This is a genomic window from Paenarthrobacter sp. E2MeOHC11, assembly GCF_058744955.1.
This window is the reverse complement of the sequence record NZ_CP196673.1, coordinates 823,109-842,311: the sequence shown is the minus strand read 5'-3', so window position 1 is coordinate 842,311 and position 19,203 is coordinate 823,109. Positions and strand designations below refer to the sequence as shown.

Below are 19,203 nucleotides of genomic sequence, written 5' to 3'. Positions count from 1 at the left end.
CCTCACCCACGTAGGTCGCAGCAGACGCCCTTTTGAGCGGTCAAAAGGGCGTCTGCTGCGACTCAGTTGGGGCGGGACGCAGGTTACGCGGCCAGGCGCCTCCGGATCCATGCGGAGAACTGGTCCACCACGATGATCAGCACCAGCACGATCAGGATGTGCGTCAGCATGGAGTCGAACTGGAACGACTTGATGGACTGGTTGATCAGGAGCCCGATGCCGCCCGCGCCCACCAGGCCGAGGACCAGCGAGGACCGGACGTTGACGTCGAAGCGGTACAGCAGCAGGCCCACGAACTGGGGGACCACCATGGGCAGTGTGGCGTTGGCTACCTGTTGGATCCGGTTGGCACCGGCGGTACGGAGTGCCTCCTGCGGTCCGGCGTCGATCTCCTCCATGGACTCGGCCCATAGCTTGCCCATCACGCCCGTGTTGTGGCAGATCAGGGCGAGCACGCCGGCGAAGGGACCGAGCCCCACGGCGGTGACGAAGATCAGTGCGAACACGATGTCCGGCACGGCGCGGAAGAATGACAACACGGCCCGCGCGCCTTGGTAGACCAGACGGTGCGGGCTGGTGTTCTCGGCGGCCAGCGCAGCCAGGAGCAAGGCGAACGGCACAGACAATGTCGTCCCCAAGAGCCCGATCCACAGGGTCACCAGCGTGGCTTCCAGGCCAGGTTTCAGTGTCTTCTCCCAGCTCAGGTCAGGCGGGAACGCATCGCCGATGAACGCGGCCATGCCCTTCCAACCATCCACCAACAGCTCAGGTTTGAAATCAGTCCCCTCGATGGCCACAGCGTGAAGTCCGACGACGGCGGCAGCCACTGCCGCCGTCGTGATCCACCGCAGCGGCTTCTTCGGGCGGACAAGTGCCACTCGGTTTTTTGTGGTTGAGTCCCGGCGGGCGACGGCCGGGGTCAGGGTCTGGGGTGTCATGCTGCGATATTCCTGTCCGGGGCATACAACGTGTCGAGATGTTCGGCCGTGACCGCTGTGGAGGGGAGGTCGAAGGTCATGGATCCTTGGAGCAGCCCGATGGACCTGTCCGCGTAGCGCAGGGCCAGGTCCGGCTGGTGCAGGACGGCGGCAACGGCCAGCCCTTCGGAGTGCGCGAGCTCGCGCAGCAGCGCCATGACCTGCTCAGCGGCGTGCGGGTCCAGGGCGGACACCGGCTCATCGGCGAGTACGACGTCGGCCCGCTGGCAGAGTGCCCGGGCTACGGCGACGCGCTGCTGCTGTCCGCCGGAGAGCCGGCCAACGCGGTCGAAGGCCCGGTCGGCCAAACCGACGCGGTCCAGGCAGTCGAGGGCCTCCTGCTGAACATCGGCCGGGAACAAGAGCGGCGACAGCGAACGCACAGTGGGAATCCGGGCGAGGGCCCCGGCGCAAACATTGTCCAGGGCCGTGCGGCGGGGGACCAAATGGATCTTCTGAAAGATCATGGCCATTCGCTGGCGCGCCTGCTGCAGCTCACGGCCTTGCAGGGAATCCAGTGCAGCACCGTCGATGCTGATGCTGCCGGCGTCGGGTTCCGTGATGCCCATGACGCAGCGGAGGGTGGTGGACTTACCGGAGCCGTTGGCGCCCAGGAAAGCGACCAGCTCGCCAGCGGCAACGGAGAAGTCCACTCCTTGAAGCACCGTCCGCCCGCTGAAGGACTTGCGTAAGCCTTGGACGGAGAGAGGCATTACAGGTCCTTCTCGGTGAGGCCCATGGTCTCGGCAAGGTCGAACAGCGGCGTGTAGTTGTCCTTGGTGACCTCCAGCAGCGGCCCCGGAGGGGTGACATCCAGGAACTCCCCAACTTTTGCCACGTCCGCGGGATCAAGGCTCAGGAACGCGTCCTTGACGGCAGCCTTGAAGGCGGGATCGGCGTCGCCCCGCACGGTGATGGGATCGTTGGGGATGGGGTCGGACGTCCAAACCTGGCGGAAATCGTCCTTCTTGAATGTCCCTGCGGCGATCGCGGTGGCCAGCGTCTGGGAGTTGATCTCGGCAGCATCCACCTTGCCGTTGGTCAGGGCCAGCAAAGCTTCGGGGTGGCCGCCCGTGTAGTCCATCTTGATGTCGGCGTCGGCGATTCCGGCTTCGCGGAGGCCGAAGCGCGGCAGCACGTCACCCGAGGTGGACCCCACGCTGCCCAACGCGAGCGACTTGCCCTTGAGGTCGCCGATGGCCTGTATGGTGCTGTCCTTGGGAACCCAGATCCCGGCGGTGTACGTGCTCAGTTCCTTCTCCGCGGTGCCGAACGAAACCAGGGGTTCGGCACCGGCTTTGGCATCTGCGAACACATATCCCAGCGGACCGAACTGGCCCAGGTCCAGCTTTCCGTTGCGCATGGCCAGGACCTCGGCGGCGTAATCCTCAACCACCTGGACGCTGACGGGGCATTCGAGCTTCTTGGACAACGCCGCGGCCAGGACATCGTAGGCGGGCTTGAGCTTGGCCGGGTCCTCGTAGGGCTCGATGCCGAACTTGATCTCACCATTGGGGCAGGTGGCCGACGTCGCCTCAGGCGAGGACTGAGCTGAGCCGCCACAGGCCGTCAGTGCGAGGGCCGCGGTTAGGGCAAGGGCGGAGCCGGTGAAGAGCGAGGTTTTCATGGGATTCCTTATGCGAAGGGAGGGGAGAGCGGGGATATTCAGTACAAGGTGAGTCAGTACAGGCGCGATACGTTGCGGTGTGCCAGGCCGAAGGACAGGGTCATGCCTACGCCCGAGGTCACGGACACCACCGTGACGCCGGGTTGGACCTCGCGGACCAGGATCGGTGCGACGTCGGAAGACGCGTAAACGCCCTGCCAGCGCTGGATGATCTCCAACGGCTCACCAATCCGGCCCGTGATTTCGGTGTTGAGCGTGGTGGTCATGGCTTCGTCCAGGAACGGATCGGCCGTGCGGTGGTAATGGTGCGAGTCACCCAGGATGATGGTGCCGTCCGGGCGCTGGGTGAACATGACATTGGCTCCGACATCCAGTAGCTCGGGCTGGTTCTCCAACACCTCGGAACGGAGGGCTGCAGCAGCGGGCATGTCCGTGAACGCCGGGTACCGGAGCATGGAGGTCGCGGTCAGGACAGCAGGGGCGAACTCGACGCCCGATGGTTTCGCGGCCAAAGACATCTGCAAGGCACATCGCTGGATCCGGTGTTCTTCGGCCAGGTCCGGGTACAGGTAGTCGACGTCATGGCCGACGCACACGAACACCCGCCCGGCGCGAAGCTCACCGCGCGAGGTCTGGACGGTCACTCCGTCAGTGGACTGGCTGAAGCCCAGCGCGGCGGTGTTCCAGTGAAGTTCGACGCCGGGTTGCCGGCTGAGCCAGTCGGCCAACTTTGCAACGGTGGTCCGGGGGTCGACGCGGAGGTCGTCCCGGAGGAAGGCGCCGCCTACGAGGCCGGGCCATGCCGCGCTCGAAGCACCACCGTCGTCGTGAGCTTCCTCAGCGGACGCAGCACCCAGCCGCTCCCGCGTCCCGGCGGGGGAGAGCAGCTCCACCTGGCCTGGCTCGCGGACCGCGGAGAGTTCGCGCAGGACGTTCATTTCGGCTTCGGTGCGGGCGAGTACGACGGCGCCAGCCTCGGAAGCCCAGAAACCGGCCTGCTCGGCGAACTCGAGCCAGTACTTCCGCGAGGTCTGCGCGAGTTCGTACAGTTCCCCGGACTGGGCAGTGATGCAGCAGTGGCCGAAGTTGCGGACGGAAGCGCCCGCGGCGTGGTGGTCGCGATCAATGATGGTGACGGTCAGGCCGTTGGCAACAGCGTGCGCGGCATGCGCCAAACCAACGATTCCAGCGCCAACAATCAGGACGTCGGCGGGCTGGCTCGCGCTGTTGTTGAAGGGAGTGGGGGAGGTGCTTGGGTTGTTCACACCACTGACATTGACGGCTACGGGGAGGGGAATCAAGCCAAAATGGCACTTGTATATACAAGTTAATCTGAATTTAACGTCTGTTCATTTCAGTTCACCCCAAATTCATCTGGAGCCGCTCAAAACCAGCGTTTCGAACCAGTGGGACTTGTATCATCAACTGGTGAGCACACAGCAGAACGCACCCCTCCACGTCAGGCTGAGCGAGGAATTCATGCGCCGCATCACCGACGGTGAGTGGCCCCCGGGTTACCAGTTGCCCAGCGAAGCGGAGCTATGCCGGGAGTTCGGGACCTCGCGCGGACCGATCCGCCAGGCGCTCGCCTTCCTCCGTTCCGAAGGCGCAGTGACCGGAGGGCGGGGTCGTCCTCCCATGGTTCGTTCGTCCGTGCCGTCGCAGTCGTTTTCCACGTTCAACTCGTTCACCGAATGGGCCAGCGGCATCGGCAAGAAGCCCGGCCAGCGGACCCTGGAGGTCGCGCGACGCGAAGCCAGCCCGGAAGCTGCCGAGGCACTCGGCCTCGTGCCGGGAACCACGGTGGTGGAAGTCCTGCGGGTCCGCTACCTGGACGAGTCCCCGGCCATGATTGAGCGGACCACGTTCATCCTGGATGTGGGACGGAAACTGTTCGACTTCGACACCGACTCAGGGTCCATCTTCGCGTTCCTCAAGGAGCAAGGCGTGGATCTGCACAGCGCACGGCACACCATCGACGCCGTTGCAGCCAGCGATGAAGACGCCGAACTGCTGGAGCAACCCGAAGGCATTCCGCTGCTGCGCGAACGCCGCATCACCCGTTCCGGCGACGGCCAGCCACTCGAATACTCCGAGGACCGCTACCTGCCGGCACTGACCAACTTCACCATCGACAACACCGTGGAACGCCGGGCCGCCCTGGTCCGCATCCATACCGAAGGAGCCACCCCATGATCACCCTTGTTGCCTGCGATATGGCCGGAACCACCATCGACGAACACGGCGACGTCTACGTTGCCCTTGCCCGCTGTGTTGAAGAGACTGGCGTGGCCACCACGCCAGAGGATGTCCAGGAATGGATGGGCGCGGACAAAGTGGAGGCCATCACGGCGCTGATCGAAGCCGGCGGAGGCACGGCGGACGCTGAAACGGTGGCGGCGGCGTTCATCCGCTTCAAGGAACTGCTCGTCGAGTTCTACGACGCCAACCCGCCCGTAGCGCTGGAAGGCGTGGAGGACGCGTTCCGTGAACTGCGCCGCCAGGGCATCAAGGTTGCGCTCACCACCGGCTTCTCCCGTGACGTCGCCGAGCCCCTGCTCGAGCGCCTGGGATGGGGCGTCGGCGACGACAACCTGCTGGACGCCGTCGTCTGCTCCGACGAAGTAGCTGCGGGCCGCCCGGCGCCGCACATGATCCACCGTGCCATGGAACTGACGGGCGTGCAGGACGTCCGGGCCGTCATCGCCGCCGGCGACACCGTGAATGACCTCGCCGCCGCCAACAACGCAGGCGTCACCGCCGTCGGTGTCCTGACCGGCAAGCTGGGCCGCGACGACCTCGCAGCGCACCCGCACCACCACATCCTGGACGGCGTGAAGGACATCCCGGCGCTGCTGTCCTAGTGCCGGGCGCTGGCGCCGCCCGTTTGGCTGGCGCCGCCCGTTTGGCTGGCGCCGCCCGTTTGGCTGGCGCCGCCGTTTGGCTGGGGACGCCCGGCATGGAAGATTGGGACGGGTGAAATTCCTTCACCCCTCTCCCAAGTCCTCCGCCCGTGGCGTCACCATCCTGCGCGTGGTGTTCGGCGCGCTCATCATGGTTCACGGCATCCAGAAGCTCATGGCCGGTCACGCCGCCTTCGCGGCGTCCGTCGCGGCAATGGGCGTGCAGAAGCCCGAGATCGTGGCGTGGTTGGTGATCGCCGGTGAGCTGGGACTTGGCTTGCTGCTGGTCCTCGGTGCCTTGACCCGGGTGGCCGGGTTCCTCGCGGCGATCATGTTCGCGGGCATTTGGTTCGTGACGGAAGCGGGCAAGCCCCTGCTGACGGACAAGGCGGGCGTTACGGCAGAACTCCTGATTGTCTACGCAGCCATCTCCGTGGCGTTCGTGTTCCTCGGACCGGGGGCGCTGTCCCTTGACCGCAAGCTCGCACGGCAACCGGCCCGCCAAGGGCGTTAACGCGGCTGAGTTAACTCACCGTGCGTCGTTCGGATACCGGATGCCCAGTTGTGACCGCACGCCGTCGAACAAGCGCATGACATTCACGGAGTCCTCCAGCGGCATGACCGGGCTTTCGGTGAGCCCTTGCTGCACGCAGCGCGTCACCTCACGGAGCTCGTAGGTGTAGCCGATGCCCACCACGTCGAAGCGCTCGTGGCGCGGCTCGTCCCAACCAACCCGGATCATCAGTTCGCGCGGATTGTTCACGGAACCTACTGTCTGCAGGAATCCGAGCCCGCCAGCTACGGTGGCGGTTCGTGGCCCGTGCGCCATGAGGGAAGAGGTCAGCTGCGCCTGGGCACCGTTGGCGTACCCCAGCGTCAGTGCGTTCTGCGTGTCCACGCCGTCCTCGTTCAGCGTGCCGATCGCCGTCACCGACTGGGGGAATCCCAGTGTCCCCAAAGGCCACAGCAACGGGTAGACGGTGAGGTCCAGGAGTGCGCCGCCGCCGTCGTTCAAGGCCCAGATACGGGCAGAGGGATCGTAGGGCGCGGGGAAGCCAAGATCCGCGCTGACCCACTGAATCTCGCCTAGCTCCCCGGATGCAGCGATTTCGAACGCCCGCTGCATGCTCGGCAGGAAACGGCTCCATACGGCCTCCATGAAGAACACTTTGTTTTCCCTGGCCAGTTTCACCAGCTCGGTAGCTTCGCGGGCATTGATGGTGAGCGCCTTCTCGCACAGTACGTGCTTGCCGGCACGCAGGGCCGCCGATGCAATCTGGAAGTGCTGGGCATGGGGAGTGGCCACATAGACCACGTCCACTGCGGGATCGTCGAACAGCCGCTGGTAGCCGGGCACATCGCCGTCGTCCCCGTATCCCTTGGCGAAACCAAGCGCGGCGGCGAACGCGTCCGCGGCAGCCTGGGTCCGGGAACTCACAGCGTAGGGCTCAGCGTCTTCCAGCAAGGCCAGGTCCTGCGAAACGCTGTTGGCGATGTTGCCGGTGGATACGACGCCCCACCTCAAACGCCGGCCCGTAGCCGCTCGGGGATCCTGGTTGGTTTGCGAGAAAAGCCACGGCTTGGCGATAGGGAGGGTCATGACTGACATCCTCTCATTTTGGCTATCGCTAATGGGGAAGTTGCAGCTGCTCCAGGTCCGCAGTGGTTCCCGTCGATTCGAAGGTCAGCCTGACATTGACGTTGTAAGCGCCGGGCTTTCCGAGGTCCGGTATCCAAATCTCCGCGACTCCAGCGTCATGGTCCGTGGTGGCCAGGATCCTGTAGGCCAGGTTCTCAGCCTTCCAGCTTTCGGAGACTTCAATGCCATCCAAGGACCACGTCAGGAGCATCGGGACGTGGGCCAGGCCCGCAAGATCCAGCTTCACGGCGACAGTCCACCCGAGCGGGTCCTTGCCCTGGGTGCCATCGATGACCAGCACTTCCTCCAAGGCCTTGACCAGTTCAGCTGCCACCTGGGCCGGCGGGAGCAGTTCGCCCGCCTCGTTGACCGTCACCGGCGGGAGGAGAGCGGGAATGGCTATGAGGGCTCCGGGAACGTAGCCTTCCAGCACTTTCTGTTCCTTAACAGCGGAGCGATACTCCTCGGGCGGACGGGAGGCGATCTTGTTTGCCAAGGTGGGTGAGCCTGTGGAGGTGCCTTGGGTGGCGGATGTCGTCGCAGGAGTAGTCGGAATTGTGGGGGTGGTGGTGGCCGTGGACGTCGTTGGGGGAGGCGTGGTGGTTGGCGGAAATGTGGTGGGAGTTGGCTTCTTGCTCCCAGTAGACGCGGCCAGATTCGCTGAATAGGGCTCAAAGGCAGCTGCTGCGGCCGGGTTGAGTGTCAGGTCCTTGCCCAAGTCCGCCGGGGCAAAGGCCGCAAGCGAAGTTTGCTTGAGGATGGTGAGCGATTCTATGTCGGCAACGTCTTCGGTATTGGGCGGAATGATCCGGTCCCACAGGGCGATGATGCTGATGAGGGCCGCGGCGATGGCTCCCGCGGTGATGATCCATGTCTTGCCGCGTCGATGCCAAGGAGTCTTTTTTCCTTTTTTCTTGTGAGCGGACACGCCCGCCACCTCCTGCCCTGCTCACAGATTGCTCCCGCGCCGGAACAGCGTCAACCCTGCGCAGCAGAGAATCATGGCCGACTCTTCTGTGTCGTGAGCTGTCAAGTCATACGAATGTCCGGACCGAAGATTTTCCTCGCCTAGGCTTAGGCCATCATCCCTCGCAGAGGTTCTGTGGGGAGTTACCGAAATGGAGCAGGGATGGGTACTTTTCGGCGCGTCATTTTGCCGGTTGCCTGGTTGTTGGTTTTCGCGATAATCGCGGTGGCATTGGTCAAGATCGCCTTCGTGGATGGCCTTGAATCGTCCGGCGCGGAGCCGGCCCCGCTGGCCCAAGTGGATATTCCGGTGGTCCCGGCGACACGGACCACGGTTACCAACACAGTCCAGATCAAGGGCACCGTTCAGAGTGACGCAGCCGAACCGGTCAGGAGCACTTCCGCTGGCAAGGTCATCAAGATCTTCGTGGACCAAGGTGCCACTGTCGCCAAGGGAGACGCTCTCTTCCAGGTCAAGGCCGAGCGACCCGTCACCAGCACGGCTACCTCCAAGGACGGCACACCCACCACACCCAAACCGGTGTACGACTACTTCGATGTCCTCGCTCCGAGCGCCGGAACCCTGCAGTCCCTGTCAACGCTCATTGACCAGCAGGTGACCGTTGGCGAGTCCGTGGGCAAGATCGATCCCGGAACGTACACGGTGGCGGGCCCGGTCACCGCCGCCCAGCAGTACCGCCTGCTCGGCAAGCCCGGTCCCGCGGAAATTGCTTTGGTAGGTGGACCGGCGCCCTTCCAGTGCACCGAAGTGACGCTCAAGAACAATGCGTCCGACGACGGCGGCACCACCTCGGGCGGTTTGGCCGCCACGGGTGGTGGTGCGGGGATGGGTGTGGGCGCAGCGATGGTGGGTCCCCAAGGAAGCGGAAGCCAGCCGGAAGAAGGTGGCACCCCCACGGGAACACTGAGCTGCGCAATCCCTTCCGACCAGCAGGTTTTCGCCGGTCTGGGAGCCACCATGACAGTCAGCGCCGGAGTCGCCCCTGACGTCGTGACTGTTCCGCTGACTTCGGTGAAGGGCAGCGTCAAGGACGGCATCGTGTGGATTGCAGGCCCCGGAGGGACTGGCGCCGCTCCCGAGCAGCGCACAGTGCAGCTGGGGCTCAATGATGGCTCGGTAGTGGAAGTGACCTCCGGTCTGGCCGAAGGCGAGCAGGTCCTGGAATTCGTGCCCGGCGCTCCGGCTGCCCCGAACCCCATGATGGGGCCGGGCCAGGTCGCCTACGCTCCGGCGGGCTAAAGGCATGACGGAACCCAAGGAAACACTTGTCAGCCTGCGGTCAGTCACCCGATCCGTCATCCTGCCGGACGATCAGCACCTGCACATTCTCCGGGGCATCGACCTCGAGGTGCACAGCGGCGATCACACGGCAATCGTGGGACGCTCCGGCTGCGGCAAATCAACGCTCCTCAACTTGCTGGGCCTGCTGGACATCCCGACATCGGGAGAGCTTGAGTTCCTGGGCCAGTCCGCTGACCGGCTGGGCAACAACGCCCGGGCCCGGCTCCGCGGTTCCACCGTGGGCTTCGTTTTCCAGCAGTTCAATCTCCTGCCAGGCCGCAGCGCCTTGGACAACGTGATCACTCCGCTGTTTTACGCCAAGGGCAAGGAGTTCTGGAGTCGCCGCAATATCGCCATGGACATGCTGGACCGGGTGGGCCTCGCCGCCCGGGCCAACACCATGCCCAACATGCTCTCCGGTGGCGAACAGCAGCGCGTGGCCATAGCCCGCGCCTTGGTCCGGAAGCCCCGGCTTATCCTGGCCGACGAACCGACCGGAGCACTCGACGTCGAGACCGGCCAGTCCGTCATGGCACTGCTGGACACCGTCGCTACGGAGACCGCCGCCGCCCTGGTGACCATCACCCACGACACCAACGTGGCCGCACTGGCCCGCGCCTGCTATCGGCTGGACTCCGGCGTACTCAGTCCACTGCTGGTGCCCGCAGCAGCAGGAGTCAGCGCATGACCGGCTTCGTTTCCACGCTGGTCGAGGCGTGGCAGGAACTTCGCATCAACAAAGTCCGGATCCTCCTGGCACTCATGGGCGTGGCGTTGTCCGTGGCGGCACTGACATCCGTGGTGGGCGTCGGGAATCTGGCCCGCGAGGGCTACAAGGTGCAGTCCGAACGAAACGGCGGCCGGGTGGCAACGTTGTCGTTGAGCGTCAACGGACCAACCATGCCGGACCCGGGGAAACTCGAGAAGGCGTACCAAGGGATCCAGCAGCGCTACGGCATCACCACCTCCACCCACGTCGGTCAGACGCAAGCTGGTTTTCAGTTTCCCCGCGGCGTGACCGCCGTGAGCATGACCATCGTGGACATCGGCTACGGCATTATCCACCGAGTTCCGCTCCAACAGGGAAGCTGGTTCGCCGCTGACGACGGTCAAAGGCTTGCACCCGCCGTCGTGGTGTCCGAGTCCTTCTACAACCAAGCCGGCAGGCCAAACCTCACCACCCATCCCACAATGAGCATCCCCGGTGACCGGCCAGCTACGGCGGTGATTATCGGCGTCGTCCCTGATACGTACCCCGATACGCCGCCGTCCGCGTTCATCCTCAGCGAGGGTGCGGCCATGACGGGGATGGAACCGCAGATGTCCCAGTTCAAGATGTGGGTGGGCGAGGAGCAGGCCGACGCGCTCAAAGCAGCGATCACCGCGGACCTCCAAGGCCAGTTCCCCGGCTACTACGCCCAAGCCGACCGCATGGACTACGCAGCCTGGGGCGATCCTTTGGCTCCCGTGCAGTTGGTGGTGGGCGGAGTAGCCGGATTGGTCCTGCTGCTCGGCGCCGTGGGGATGCTGAACATTTCCATGGTCACCGTGCGCTACAGGGTCCGGGAGATCGGCATCCGCCGCAGCTTCGGGGCAACGTCGGGCCGGATCTTTGTTGGCGTCATGATGGAATCCGTGGTGGCCACCGCAGTGGCCGGCGTGGCTGGCGTCATGCTGGCGGTTGCGGTGGTGAAACACCCGTGGATCGAGTCGAAGGTAGCGCCGGGGCTCACTGAGTACCCCGCGTTCCCCATCGACGCCGCTCTCCTTGGATTCGGCGCGGCTGTCCTTGTCGGCGCACTCGCCGGAGCCATCCCTGCGCTCGTGGCGGTGCGCGTCAAGGTCATCGACGCAATTCGGTTCTGACCTCCTCGGTGAGCCGGCCCTGCTGCAGGCGGAAGCACCGTTCAGTCTTTTTCGCCAGGCTCCGGTCATGGGTGACCACCAGGATGGTGGTGTTGTGGTCGCGGCTCAGCGAGCTCAGCAGTTCGATGATGTGCTCACCGGTCTGTTCGTCCAGGTTGCCGGTGGGCTCATCGGCCAGGATCAGCTTGGGCTCGTTGGCCAGCGCCCGGGCAATCGCCACACGCTGCTGCTCGCCGCCGGAAAGCCGGTTGGTCCGGCGTGAGTGCTTCTCAGGATCCAATTGCACTTGCTCCAGCAACTCCTTGGCACGCTGCAGCCTGGCCGCCTTGCGGACGCCCGCGAATTCCATGGGCAGCATGACGTTGTCTACGGCACTGAGGTTGGGGATCAGGTTGAACTGCTGGAACACGAAGCCGATGTCCCGGCGCCGGTACTCGGTCAACTTGCCGTCCGGGAGCCCGGCCAAGCTGACGCCATCCACGACGACGTCACCTGAGGTGGGCTTGTCCAGCGCACCCAGGAGGGACAACAGCGTGCTCTTGCCGCTGCCGCTCTTGCCGACAATGGATGCCAGCGAACCCTTTTCGAGTTCGAAGCTCACACCGTTGACGGGCTTGATGGTCCGGTCACCGGACTTGAACTGACGGACCAGGTCCTTGACTACGATCACGGCTATTCTCCTCGGAGTACTTCGATGGGACGGATGCGGGCGGTCAGCAATGCCGGGACCAGCGCGCCGATGATGGCAACCGCGAACACCGCTGCGATGCCTGCAGCGAGGACGCCGGGGGAGACGCTGGCAGTCACGGAGGTGAGCAGCTGGGAGGCGCCACCGAACGGACCACCTTGGCCGCCGCCGGGCAAGCCGCCACCGCCAGGTACCGCGCCGTTTGGCATGGCCCCTGCGAGACCCCCGCCGCGCTGGGTGGTGGTGGCCGCCGTCGTGGTTGTGTTCGAACTGATGAGCGCGGACGCAATGCCGCCGCTGGCCAGTGAAGCGATCACCGCACCCACCACGCTTCCAAGAGCTACAAGAACCAGTGACTCGAGGACGAACTGCAGGCCGATGGTGCGGTTGCGGGCACCGATCGCCTTGAGGACACCGATTTCGCGGCGGCGCTCGCGGACCAGCATGACCATGATGAGCAGGATGATGATGCCGGCGGTGGCGAGGGCCGCGATGAAGGCGATCAGCGAGATGTTCTTGACGCTGTCCAGTGAGCTGACGGCGGTTTCGAGGTTGCGCTGGCCCTGGGTCACGTCCGCCTTGTCCGTGCCGAGTGCGTCCTGGACAGCGGTCTTGGTGCTGTCCACGTTTTCCATGCTGTTGACCGTGACGATCATGCTGGAGAGCTCATCCGGGGTTTCGGCCAGTGCCTGCGCTTCCGGCAGGGCGACGTAGACGGCGTTGTTGCCGAACGTGGTGCCGGCGTCGAAGATGCCTGACACGGTGAACGTCTTGTCCTGGATGGTGAAGGTGGAGCCCACCGTCAGGCTGTTCTTCTCCGCAAGCGAGGTGCCCACAAGTGCCTTCGATTCGGCTGCGGTGTAGTCGCCCAGCCCGGTGCCGCTGGTGATGTCCAAGGCCTTGCCCGTGCTGTCCACTTCGGCGCCGATACCCGTCGCGGTGATCGGAAGCGTGCGTACCGGCTGGGTGGTGCTGCCTGTTGTTCCGGCGGAGCCGTTGCGGTTGCCCAGCGTACCGGCGTCGACGGCGGCCGTCAGGTTCGTGGTGACCGTCGCCTGTTGTCCGCCGGGACCGAAACCGCCGCCCGGGCCCTGCTGGGTGGTGCCGGTTGTTGAATCCGTGGTTCCGGTGGTCACCGTCTGGAGGCGCAGTGCCTTGGTACCAACGACCGCTGTCACGTTGGCGACCGAAGCCGCAGTCTCAGCTTCCGCCGTCGTGAGTGGTTCGCCGCCGCCTTCGAAGCCCTGGCCACCGGCCGGATTCACCGTCAAGGTGGTGCCCACGGAAGCGTTGAGCTCCTGGACCTTGGCACCCACGGCCTGATTGGCGACCAGCATGGCCAAAGCCAAACCGATGGCTACGGCCAGCACGACAACGACCGCCGCCGTTCTGATTTTGTTGCGGAAGGCGTTGCCTACGCTCCGGGCAAGGACGCTCACGTTTCTCCTCTTGACCTGCATGTTCGTTCGTCCCGCTGAATGCGGGCCGCAGATCCAAGACTGCTGAGTGCTGCTGTGCTGCACACCAGCCGAAGCTATGCGTGGGCTGTGAAAGCACCCGCGCCTGCCGTTTGAGGCAAGCGAAAGCCCCGGCCCGCCTGCTGGCGGACCGGGGCTTGCTGTCTTGCTGTGAAGAGGTGCTACTTGGTGATCGGGCCGAGTACCGGATCGTCAACGTAAGCGGTCTTGACGTTCTCCAGCGTCACGATCTGTGGCGGGAGGAGGTACGCGGGGACGGTCTTGACGCCGTTGTTGTAGGAGTCCTTGTCGTTGATTTCCAGTTCCTTGCCGGCCTGGAGGTCCTTCACCATGGTGATGGCGTGCTCAACGAGCTTGCGGGTGTCCTTGTTGATGGTGGAGTACTGCTCGCCTGCCATGATCGACTTCACGGACTCAACTTCGGAGTCCTGGCCGGTGACAACCGGGAGCGGCTTGCCGGCGGCCCTGACGGACGTCAGCACTGCACGGGCCAAGGTGTCGTTCGGGGACAGGACGCCGTCCAGGGAAGCGGTGCCATAGCTGCCGGTGAGCAGCGTGTCAGCGCGACGCTGGGCGTTTTCTGCCTTCCATCCCTGGGTAACAGCCTGCTCGAACGAGGTCTGGCCCGAAACAACCTTGAGGGTGCCGTCGTCGATCTTCGGCTTCAGGACGCTCATGGCGCCGTCGAAGAAGACCTTCGCATTGGCATCATCCGGGGAGCCGGCGAAGAGTTCGATGTTGTACGGACCCGTCGCCTTCTTGGCCTTCATGCCGTCCAAGAGGGCCTGGCCCTGCAGTTCGCCAACCTTGAAGTTGTCGTAGGCCACGTAGTAGTCCACGTTCTCGGTGTTGAGGAGCAGGCGGTCGTAGGCGATGATCGTGGCGCCGGATTCCTTGGCCTGCTGGAGCTGGGTACCCAGCTGGGCGCCGTCGATGGCTCCCACGATGATGACCTTGGCGCCCTTGGTGACCATGGCGCTAATCTGGTTCTGCTGCTCGGATACGCCGCCGTTGGCGAACTGTACGTCCGCCTTGAAACCGGCGCTGGTGAGGCCGTCGTTGAACAGCTTCTCCGCGAGGACCCAGTTTTCACTGGTCTTCTGCGGAAGTGCGACGCCGATCAGCGAGTCCTTGGGGAACGCTTCCCCGCCTGCTGTGCTGCTGCTTGAGCCGCTGTCAGTGCGGCCGCAGGCTGTCAGCGCCAGTGCCGCGATGGCAGCGACTGCTGCTGCCTTTCCTGCTTTACCAAACATTCGCATATCTTGGTTCACTTTCTGTGTGGGTGGGGTGGAGCGAGTCTGTCAGGAAGCGGATCACGCTTCCTTGGAGATGACCTCTTTGGTGGATGTGGTTTCGTCCGGCTTGATCTCGTTATTGCGCTGGAAGCCCTTCAGCAGCAGGCCGGTAATGGACCGCTTGCCCTGGGACTTGTTGTAGACATCGAAAGCGACTGCAGCCAGGAGCACCAGGCCCTTGATGATCTGGGTGAGGTCGGCGCCAACACCCAGGAGCTGGAGGCCGTTGTTGAGGACGGCCATGACCAGGCCACCGACGATCGAGCCGATCACGGTACCGACACCACCGGTAACGGCAGCGCCACCGATGAAGACGGCCGCAATGGCATCCAATTCCCAACCGACGCCGTCGAACGGGCCGGAAGCAGTGGAGCGGGCAACGAAGATCATGCCGGCAAGGCCGGCCAGGATGGACATGTTCATCATGACCATGAAGTTGACCTTCTTTGACTGCACGCCGGACAGCTCAGCTGCGTGGCGGTTGCCACCCACCGCGTAGACGTGGCGGCCGAGGACTGTCTTGTCAGCGATGAAACCGTAGATGAGCACCAGCACGGCAAGGATCAGGCCGGGGATGGGGAAGGACGTTCCGGGGCGGCCAGTAGCGAACAGGTACGTCGCGTAGAGGATGGCACCGCAGATCAGCACCAGCTTGGTGACCTCAACCCAGAGCTCGGGAACATCGGCGCCAAGTGCCTTGTTGGCTGCACGGGCACGCAGGGACATGATGACCACCAACGCTGCCGCCGCAATGCCAATGAGCAAGGTGAGGTTGTTGAAGCCGGTGTTCGGGCCGATTTCGGGCAAGTACCCGGAACCAATGAACTGGAATTCCTTGGAAACGGGGATGGTGTTGGACTTGCCCACGAACTGGTTGAAGCCGCGGAACAACAGCATGCCGGCCAGCGTCACGATGAAGGCAGGTATGCCCACATACGCTGTCCATAGCCCTTGCCAGGCGCCGATCACTGCTCCAAGGAGCAGGCCGAAGAGCACACCCGCCCACCAAGGCAGGCCCCAGTCCCGCATGGCGAGGGCCACCGAAACCCCCACGAACGCGGCTACGGAACCGACGGAGAGATCGATGTGGCCGGCGATGATCACCAGGACCATGCCGATGGCCAGGATCAGGATGTAGGAGTTGCCGTTGAACAGGTTGATCACGTTACCGGGGGTCAACGTGCGGCCCCCGGTGAAGATCTGGAAGAAGACGATAAGTGCCACCAGGGCGAAGATCATGCCAAACTGGCGGGTATTGCCACCAAATAGCTTCTTGAGCGCGTTCATTGTTTTGGTCCTTGTGTCAGGATGGGGCGAGTCTGGGCCAACGGTCAGGCGGTTTTGCGGGCGGAAGTCATGAGTTTCATGAGGCTTTCCTGGCTTGCTTCGTTTTTGTCCAGGACGCCGGTGATGGCGCCTTCGAAGATGGTGTAGATACGGTCGGACAGGCCCAGGAGCTCAGGGAGTTCCGAGGAAATGACAATCACTCCCTTGCCCTGGTTCGCGAGCCTCTGGATGATTCCGTAGATCTCGTACTTGGCACCTACGTCGATTCCGCGGGTGGGTTCGTCCAGGATCAGGAGGTCGGGGTCGGTGAACATCCACTTGGCCAGCACAACTTTCTGCTGGTTGCCGCCGGAGAGTTTGGCCACGCCTTCCTCAACCGACGGGGTCTTGGTCCGCAGTGACTTCCGGTACTCCTCCGCCACCGTGAACTCCTTGCGCGTATCCACCACCGAGTAGTTGCTGATTTTGTTCAGTGCCGCGGAAACCGTGGTGGTCTTGATGTCGTCCAGCAGGTTCAGCCCCAAGGACTTGCGGTCCTCAGTGACGTAGCCCAGGCCGGCGTCGATGGCTTGCTTGACGCTGCGGAGGTGGACCGGCTTGCCGTCCTTGTACACCTGGCCCTTGATGAAGCGGCCGTAGGAGTGGCCAAAGAGGGAGCGGGCCAACTCCGTGCGGCCGGCGCCCATGAGCCCTGCGAAGCCGACGATTTCGCCGCGGCGCACAAAGAAGTTGGAACCTTTGCAGATCAGGCGGTCCGAGATCTGGGGGTGTCCCACGGTCCAGTCCTTGACCTCGAAGAACACCTCGCCGATCGTGGGTTCGTGGTCCGGGAAGCGGGACTCGAGCGTCCGGCCAACCATGCCCTTGATGATGCGGTCCTCGTCCACGCCATCACGCTTGACGTTCAAGGTCTCGATGGACTTGCCGTCACGGATGATGGTGATCTCGTCCGCGATCTGTTCGATCTCGTTGAGCTTGTGGGAAATGATGATCGAGGTGATGCCCTTGCCTTTGAGGCCCAGGATCAGGTCCAACAGGTGCTGGGAATCGGATTCGTTCAGCGCTGCGGTGGGCTCGTCCAGGATCAGCAGGCGAACGGACTTGTTCAGGGCCTTGGCGATTTCCACCAGCTGCTGCTTGCCGACGCCGATTTCCTTGATGGGGGTATCGGGATCCTCGCGCAGGCCAACGCGGGCCAGCAGTTCGAGGGAACGCTTGCGGGCCTCGCTCCAGTCGATCACGCCCCACTTGGTGGGTTCGTTTCCGAGGAAGATGTTCTCCATGATGGACAGTTCCGGGATCAGGGCCAGTTCCTGGTGAATGATCACGATGCCGGCCGCTTCACTGGCGCGGATGTCCTTGAACTGCTGGGTTTCGGCTTGGTACACGATGTCGCCGGTGTAGCTTCCGTACCCGTAAACGCCGGAAAGAACCTTCATGAGCGTCGATTTGCCGGCACCGTTTTCCCCGCAGATTGCGTGGATTTCGCCGGCCATCACGCGCAGGCTCACGTTCGACAAGGCCTTCACGCCGGGGAATTCCTTCGTGATCGAGCGCATCTCCAAAAGGATGGGATCACCTTGCGTGTCGAGGGATGTCATCAGCCCTTACGCCTCCAATGCATGACTTCGTTGTCGGCCCCGCAATGGCGAGGCTGTCTGATGAAAAAGTAAACTGGATCACGGCCCTTGTCGTCAAGACTTGAACGCAAGAGCCAGCTAACGATTTCGTTACCTACCGGTAATACCCGCGTGTTGGAAGACCAAAGCGGCGGCCCCGAGTGCCTCTGCGCGTGCCCCGAGGGACGACATTGCGAGGTGGGTTGTCTCGCCCACGACAGGTACGGCGTGCCTGACCAGGCCGCGCCGGATGGGGTCCAGCAGGAGGTCCCCGAGGCCCGCCAAAGGTCCGCCCACGACGATCACTTCAGGGTTGATGAGGTTGGAGACGTTGCCCAGCGCGCGGCCCACCGCCAGCCCGGCGTCGTCCACTACGCGTTGGGTTGCGGAGTCGCCGGCGAGGCAGTTGCGGACGATGTCCTGTGGCGTCAACAGCGTCTCCTGGCCGCGCCCCAGCAACTCGATCATGGTGGTGGTGGACGCTATCGTTTCGAGGCAACCCCTGTTCCCACAGCGGCACACCAGGCCATGTTCGTGAATGGTTGCATGGCCGATTTCGCCGGTGATTCCCACATTGCCGTAATAGGGGAATCCGTTGAGGATCAGGCCCGCGCCAATGCCCGAGCCGATCTTGAGGAACATCAGGTTGGAGACCCCGCTGTGGGGTCCCCACGTTACTTCTGACAGCGCGCCCAGGTTGGCGTCGTTGTCAACGAAGACGGGGCAATTGAGCGCTTCCTCAAGCCGATGGAGGATGTCGATGCCCACCCATTCCGGAAGGATGGCTCCCTGGGCAACCGTGCCGGAGCGGCGGTCGATGGGGCCGGGAATGCCCGCGCCCGCCCCCACCACGGCAGTGCGGTCGATGCCGTTTTCCTGCAGCAGCCTTTCCAGCAGGCGGACTGCGGCAGCGATGCCTTCCTCAGCCTGGTGGCCCAGCGGCAATTCGATGTAATCCTCGGCAATAACGTGATAGCCCAGCGAGGCCAGGACCACGCGCAGGTGCCGGCGCCCGAAGTCGATTCCGACGGCGACCGCTCCGTTGCTGTTCAGCCTCACGTTGGTTGCCCGGCGCCCGGAGCTGGTGGTGGGTTCCGTGGAAACCAGGCCGGCGTCCTGCATGATCTTCACGATGTTCGAGATCGTCGCCGTGGAAAGCCCGGTCTGGCGCGACAGCTCTGCTTGCGTGGAGGGACCGCTCAGCAGGCACTCGATGATGCGTTGCTGGTTCAGGTGGCGCAGCGCGGACTGCGAGCCGGGTTTTCTTGGGTGGCTCTTCGTTGAGCGCTGCGTAGCGGGCATGACAAGAAGATTGCCCCACAAGCGACGTTGTAGTCAAGAAGTGAACACAAGGAGTCAACACTCCCCGACATACTCCAACGCAAGAACACCCGTTATGTACCCCTTGTGGGGCCCGTTATGCGCGCCAACTTCGAGATTGAGGGCGCAGAGCGGGCCCCACAACGGTCTCTTGGCAACAGCATGCGGGCTATTGCGTCCCGCCTGGGCGCCGTGCGGGTCCAATTGCCCCGCTCCTTGCGTCCCGGCCAGGCCT

General features: G+C 63.9%; 18 protein-coding genes. 6 read left to right on the top strand and 12 right to left on the bottom strand.

What is annotated here, in order from left to right:
• Positions 1–83: 83 nt before the first annotated feature.
• Genes phnE through ACSSVG_RS03840 form a run of 4 tightly spaced genes read right to left on the bottom strand, consistent with a single transcriptional unit; the run spans position 84 to position 3,869 of the window.
• Positions 84–938, bottom strand: coding sequence for a phosphonate ABC transporter, permease protein PhnE (gene phnE, locus ACSSVG_RS03855; RefSeq protein ID WP_492417379.1), 855 nt, complete (start codon positions 936–938; stop codon positions 84–86).
• Positions 935–1,690 carry a phosphonate ABC transporter ATP-binding protein gene (locus tag ACSSVG_RS03850; RefSeq protein ID WP_231341107.1) on the bottom strand — a complete coding sequence of 252 codons (756 nt, stop codon included), beginning with the start codon at positions 1,688–1,690 and terminating at the stop codon, positions 935–937. Before ACSSVG_RS03850 ends, phnE begins: the two co-directional genes overlap by 4 nt.
• Entirely contained in the window at positions 1,690–2,604 is a 915-nt protein-coding gene (locus ACSSVG_RS03845) for a phosphate/phosphite/phosphonate ABC transporter substrate-binding protein (protein WP_231341108.1), read from the bottom strand. Before ACSSVG_RS03845 ends, ACSSVG_RS03850 begins: the two co-directional genes overlap by 1 nt.
• A gap of 53 nt (positions 2,605–2,657) precedes the next feature.
• Positions 2,658–3,869: a TIGR03364 family FAD-dependent oxidoreductase gene (locus ACSSVG_RS03840; protein ID WP_492417376.1), complete on the bottom strand. Its 1,212-nt coding sequence runs from the start codon at positions 3,867–3,869 to the stop codon at positions 2,658–2,660.
• 163 nt (positions 3,870–4,032) lie between these two features.
• Here ACSSVG_RS03840 and ACSSVG_RS03835 point away from each other — a divergent pair, with 163 nt between their 5' ends.
• From ACSSVG_RS03835 to ACSSVG_RS03825, 3 genes are all read left to right on the top strand, one after another.
• On the top strand, positions 4,033–4,800 hold the full coding sequence (locus tag ACSSVG_RS03835) for a GntR family transcriptional regulator (RefSeq protein ID WP_159698217.1): 768 nt from the start codon (positions 4,033–4,035) through the stop codon (positions 4,798–4,800).
• Positions 4,797–5,468, top strand: coding sequence for a phosphonatase-like hydrolase (locus ACSSVG_RS03830; protein ID WP_492417374.1), 672 nt, complete (start codon positions 4,797–4,799; stop codon positions 5,466–5,468). Before ACSSVG_RS03835 ends, ACSSVG_RS03830 begins: the two co-directional genes overlap by 4 nt.
• 112 nt (positions 5,469–5,580) lie before the next feature.
• Positions 5,581–6,021, top strand: coding sequence for a DoxX family protein (locus tag ACSSVG_RS03825; RefSeq protein WP_492417372.1), 441 nt, complete (start codon positions 5,581–5,583; stop codon positions 6,019–6,021).
• 15 nt (positions 6,022–6,036) lie between these two features.
• Here ACSSVG_RS03825 and ACSSVG_RS03820 read toward each other — a convergent pair whose 3' ends face one another.
• Both ACSSVG_RS03820 and ACSSVG_RS03815 read right to left on the bottom strand, forming a co-directional pair.
• A complete protein-coding gene (locus tag ACSSVG_RS03820) occupies positions 6,037–7,107 on the bottom strand; it encodes a Gfo/Idh/MocA family protein (RefSeq protein ID WP_492417370.1) in 1,071 nt (356 codons plus the stop codon).
• Between the two features lie 28 nt (positions 7,108–7,135).
• Positions 7,136–8,074 (bottom strand): hypothetical protein, encoded by a 939-nt coding sequence (locus ACSSVG_RS03815; protein ID WP_492417368.1) that lies wholly within the window; start codon positions 8,072–8,074, stop codon positions 7,136–7,138.
• Positions 8,075–8,275: 201 nt separating this feature from the next.
• On the opposite strand from ACSSVG_RS03815, the gene ACSSVG_RS03810 reads away from it, so the two are divergent.
• Genes ACSSVG_RS03810 through ACSSVG_RS03800 form a run of 3 tightly spaced genes read left to right on the top strand, consistent with a single transcriptional unit; the run spans position 8,276 to position 11,281 of the window.
• Positions 8,276–9,373, top strand: coding sequence for an efflux RND transporter periplasmic adaptor subunit (locus ACSSVG_RS03810; protein WP_492417366.1), 1,098 nt, complete (start codon positions 8,276–8,278; stop codon positions 9,371–9,373).
• A 4-nt stretch (positions 9,374–9,377) separates the two neighbouring features.
• Positions 9,378–10,103 (top strand): ABC transporter ATP-binding protein, encoded by a 726-nt coding sequence (locus ACSSVG_RS03805; RefSeq protein WP_253467136.1) that lies wholly within the window; start codon positions 9,378–9,380, stop codon positions 10,101–10,103.
• Positions 10,100–11,281, top strand: coding sequence for an ABC transporter permease (locus ACSSVG_RS03800; protein ID WP_253467138.1), 1,182 nt, complete (start codon positions 10,100–10,102; stop codon positions 11,279–11,281). Before ACSSVG_RS03805 ends, ACSSVG_RS03800 begins: the two co-directional genes overlap by 4 nt.
• Here the strand turns inward: ACSSVG_RS03800 and ACSSVG_RS03795 are convergent.
• The 6 genes from ACSSVG_RS03795 to ACSSVG_RS03770 form a co-directional block, all read right to left on the bottom strand.
• A complete protein-coding gene (locus ACSSVG_RS03795) occupies positions 11,259–11,951 on the bottom strand; it encodes an ABC transporter ATP-binding protein (protein ID WP_231341117.1) in 693 nt (230 codons plus the stop codon). The genes ACSSVG_RS03800 and ACSSVG_RS03795 overlap by 23 nt on opposite strands.
• A 2-nt stretch (positions 11,952–11,953) precedes the next feature.
• The gene (locus ACSSVG_RS03790; protein WP_492417363.1) at positions 11,954–13,408 is read right to left on the bottom strand and encodes an ABC transporter permease; all 1,455 of its coding nucleotides are present in this window, start codon (positions 13,406–13,408) and stop codon (positions 11,954–11,956) included.
• Positions 13,409–13,608: 200 nt separating this feature from the next.
• Positions 13,609–14,706, bottom strand: a complete 1,098-nt coding sequence (locus ACSSVG_RS03785; RefSeq protein ID WP_231341119.1) for a substrate-binding domain-containing protein — start codon at positions 14,704–14,706, stop codon at positions 13,609–13,611.
• A 54-nt stretch (positions 14,707–14,760) separates the two neighbouring features.
• A complete protein-coding gene (gene mmsB, locus ACSSVG_RS03780) occupies positions 14,761–16,029 on the bottom strand; it encodes a multiple monosaccharide ABC transporter permease (RefSeq protein WP_492417361.1) in 1,269 nt (422 codons plus the stop codon).
• 44 nt (positions 16,030–16,073) lie between these two features.
• On the bottom strand, positions 16,074–17,630 hold the full coding sequence (mmsA, locus tag ACSSVG_RS03775; protein WP_231341121.1) for a multiple monosaccharide ABC transporter ATP-binding protein: 1,557 nt from the start codon (positions 17,628–17,630) through the stop codon (positions 16,074–16,076).
• Between the two features lie 129 nt (positions 17,631–17,759).
• Complete coding sequence (locus ACSSVG_RS03770) at positions 17,760–18,950, bottom strand: ROK family transcriptional regulator (protein WP_231341122.1); 1,191 nt, start codon at positions 18,948–18,950, stop codon at positions 17,760–17,762.
• Positions 18,951–19,203 lie beyond the last annotated feature (253 nt).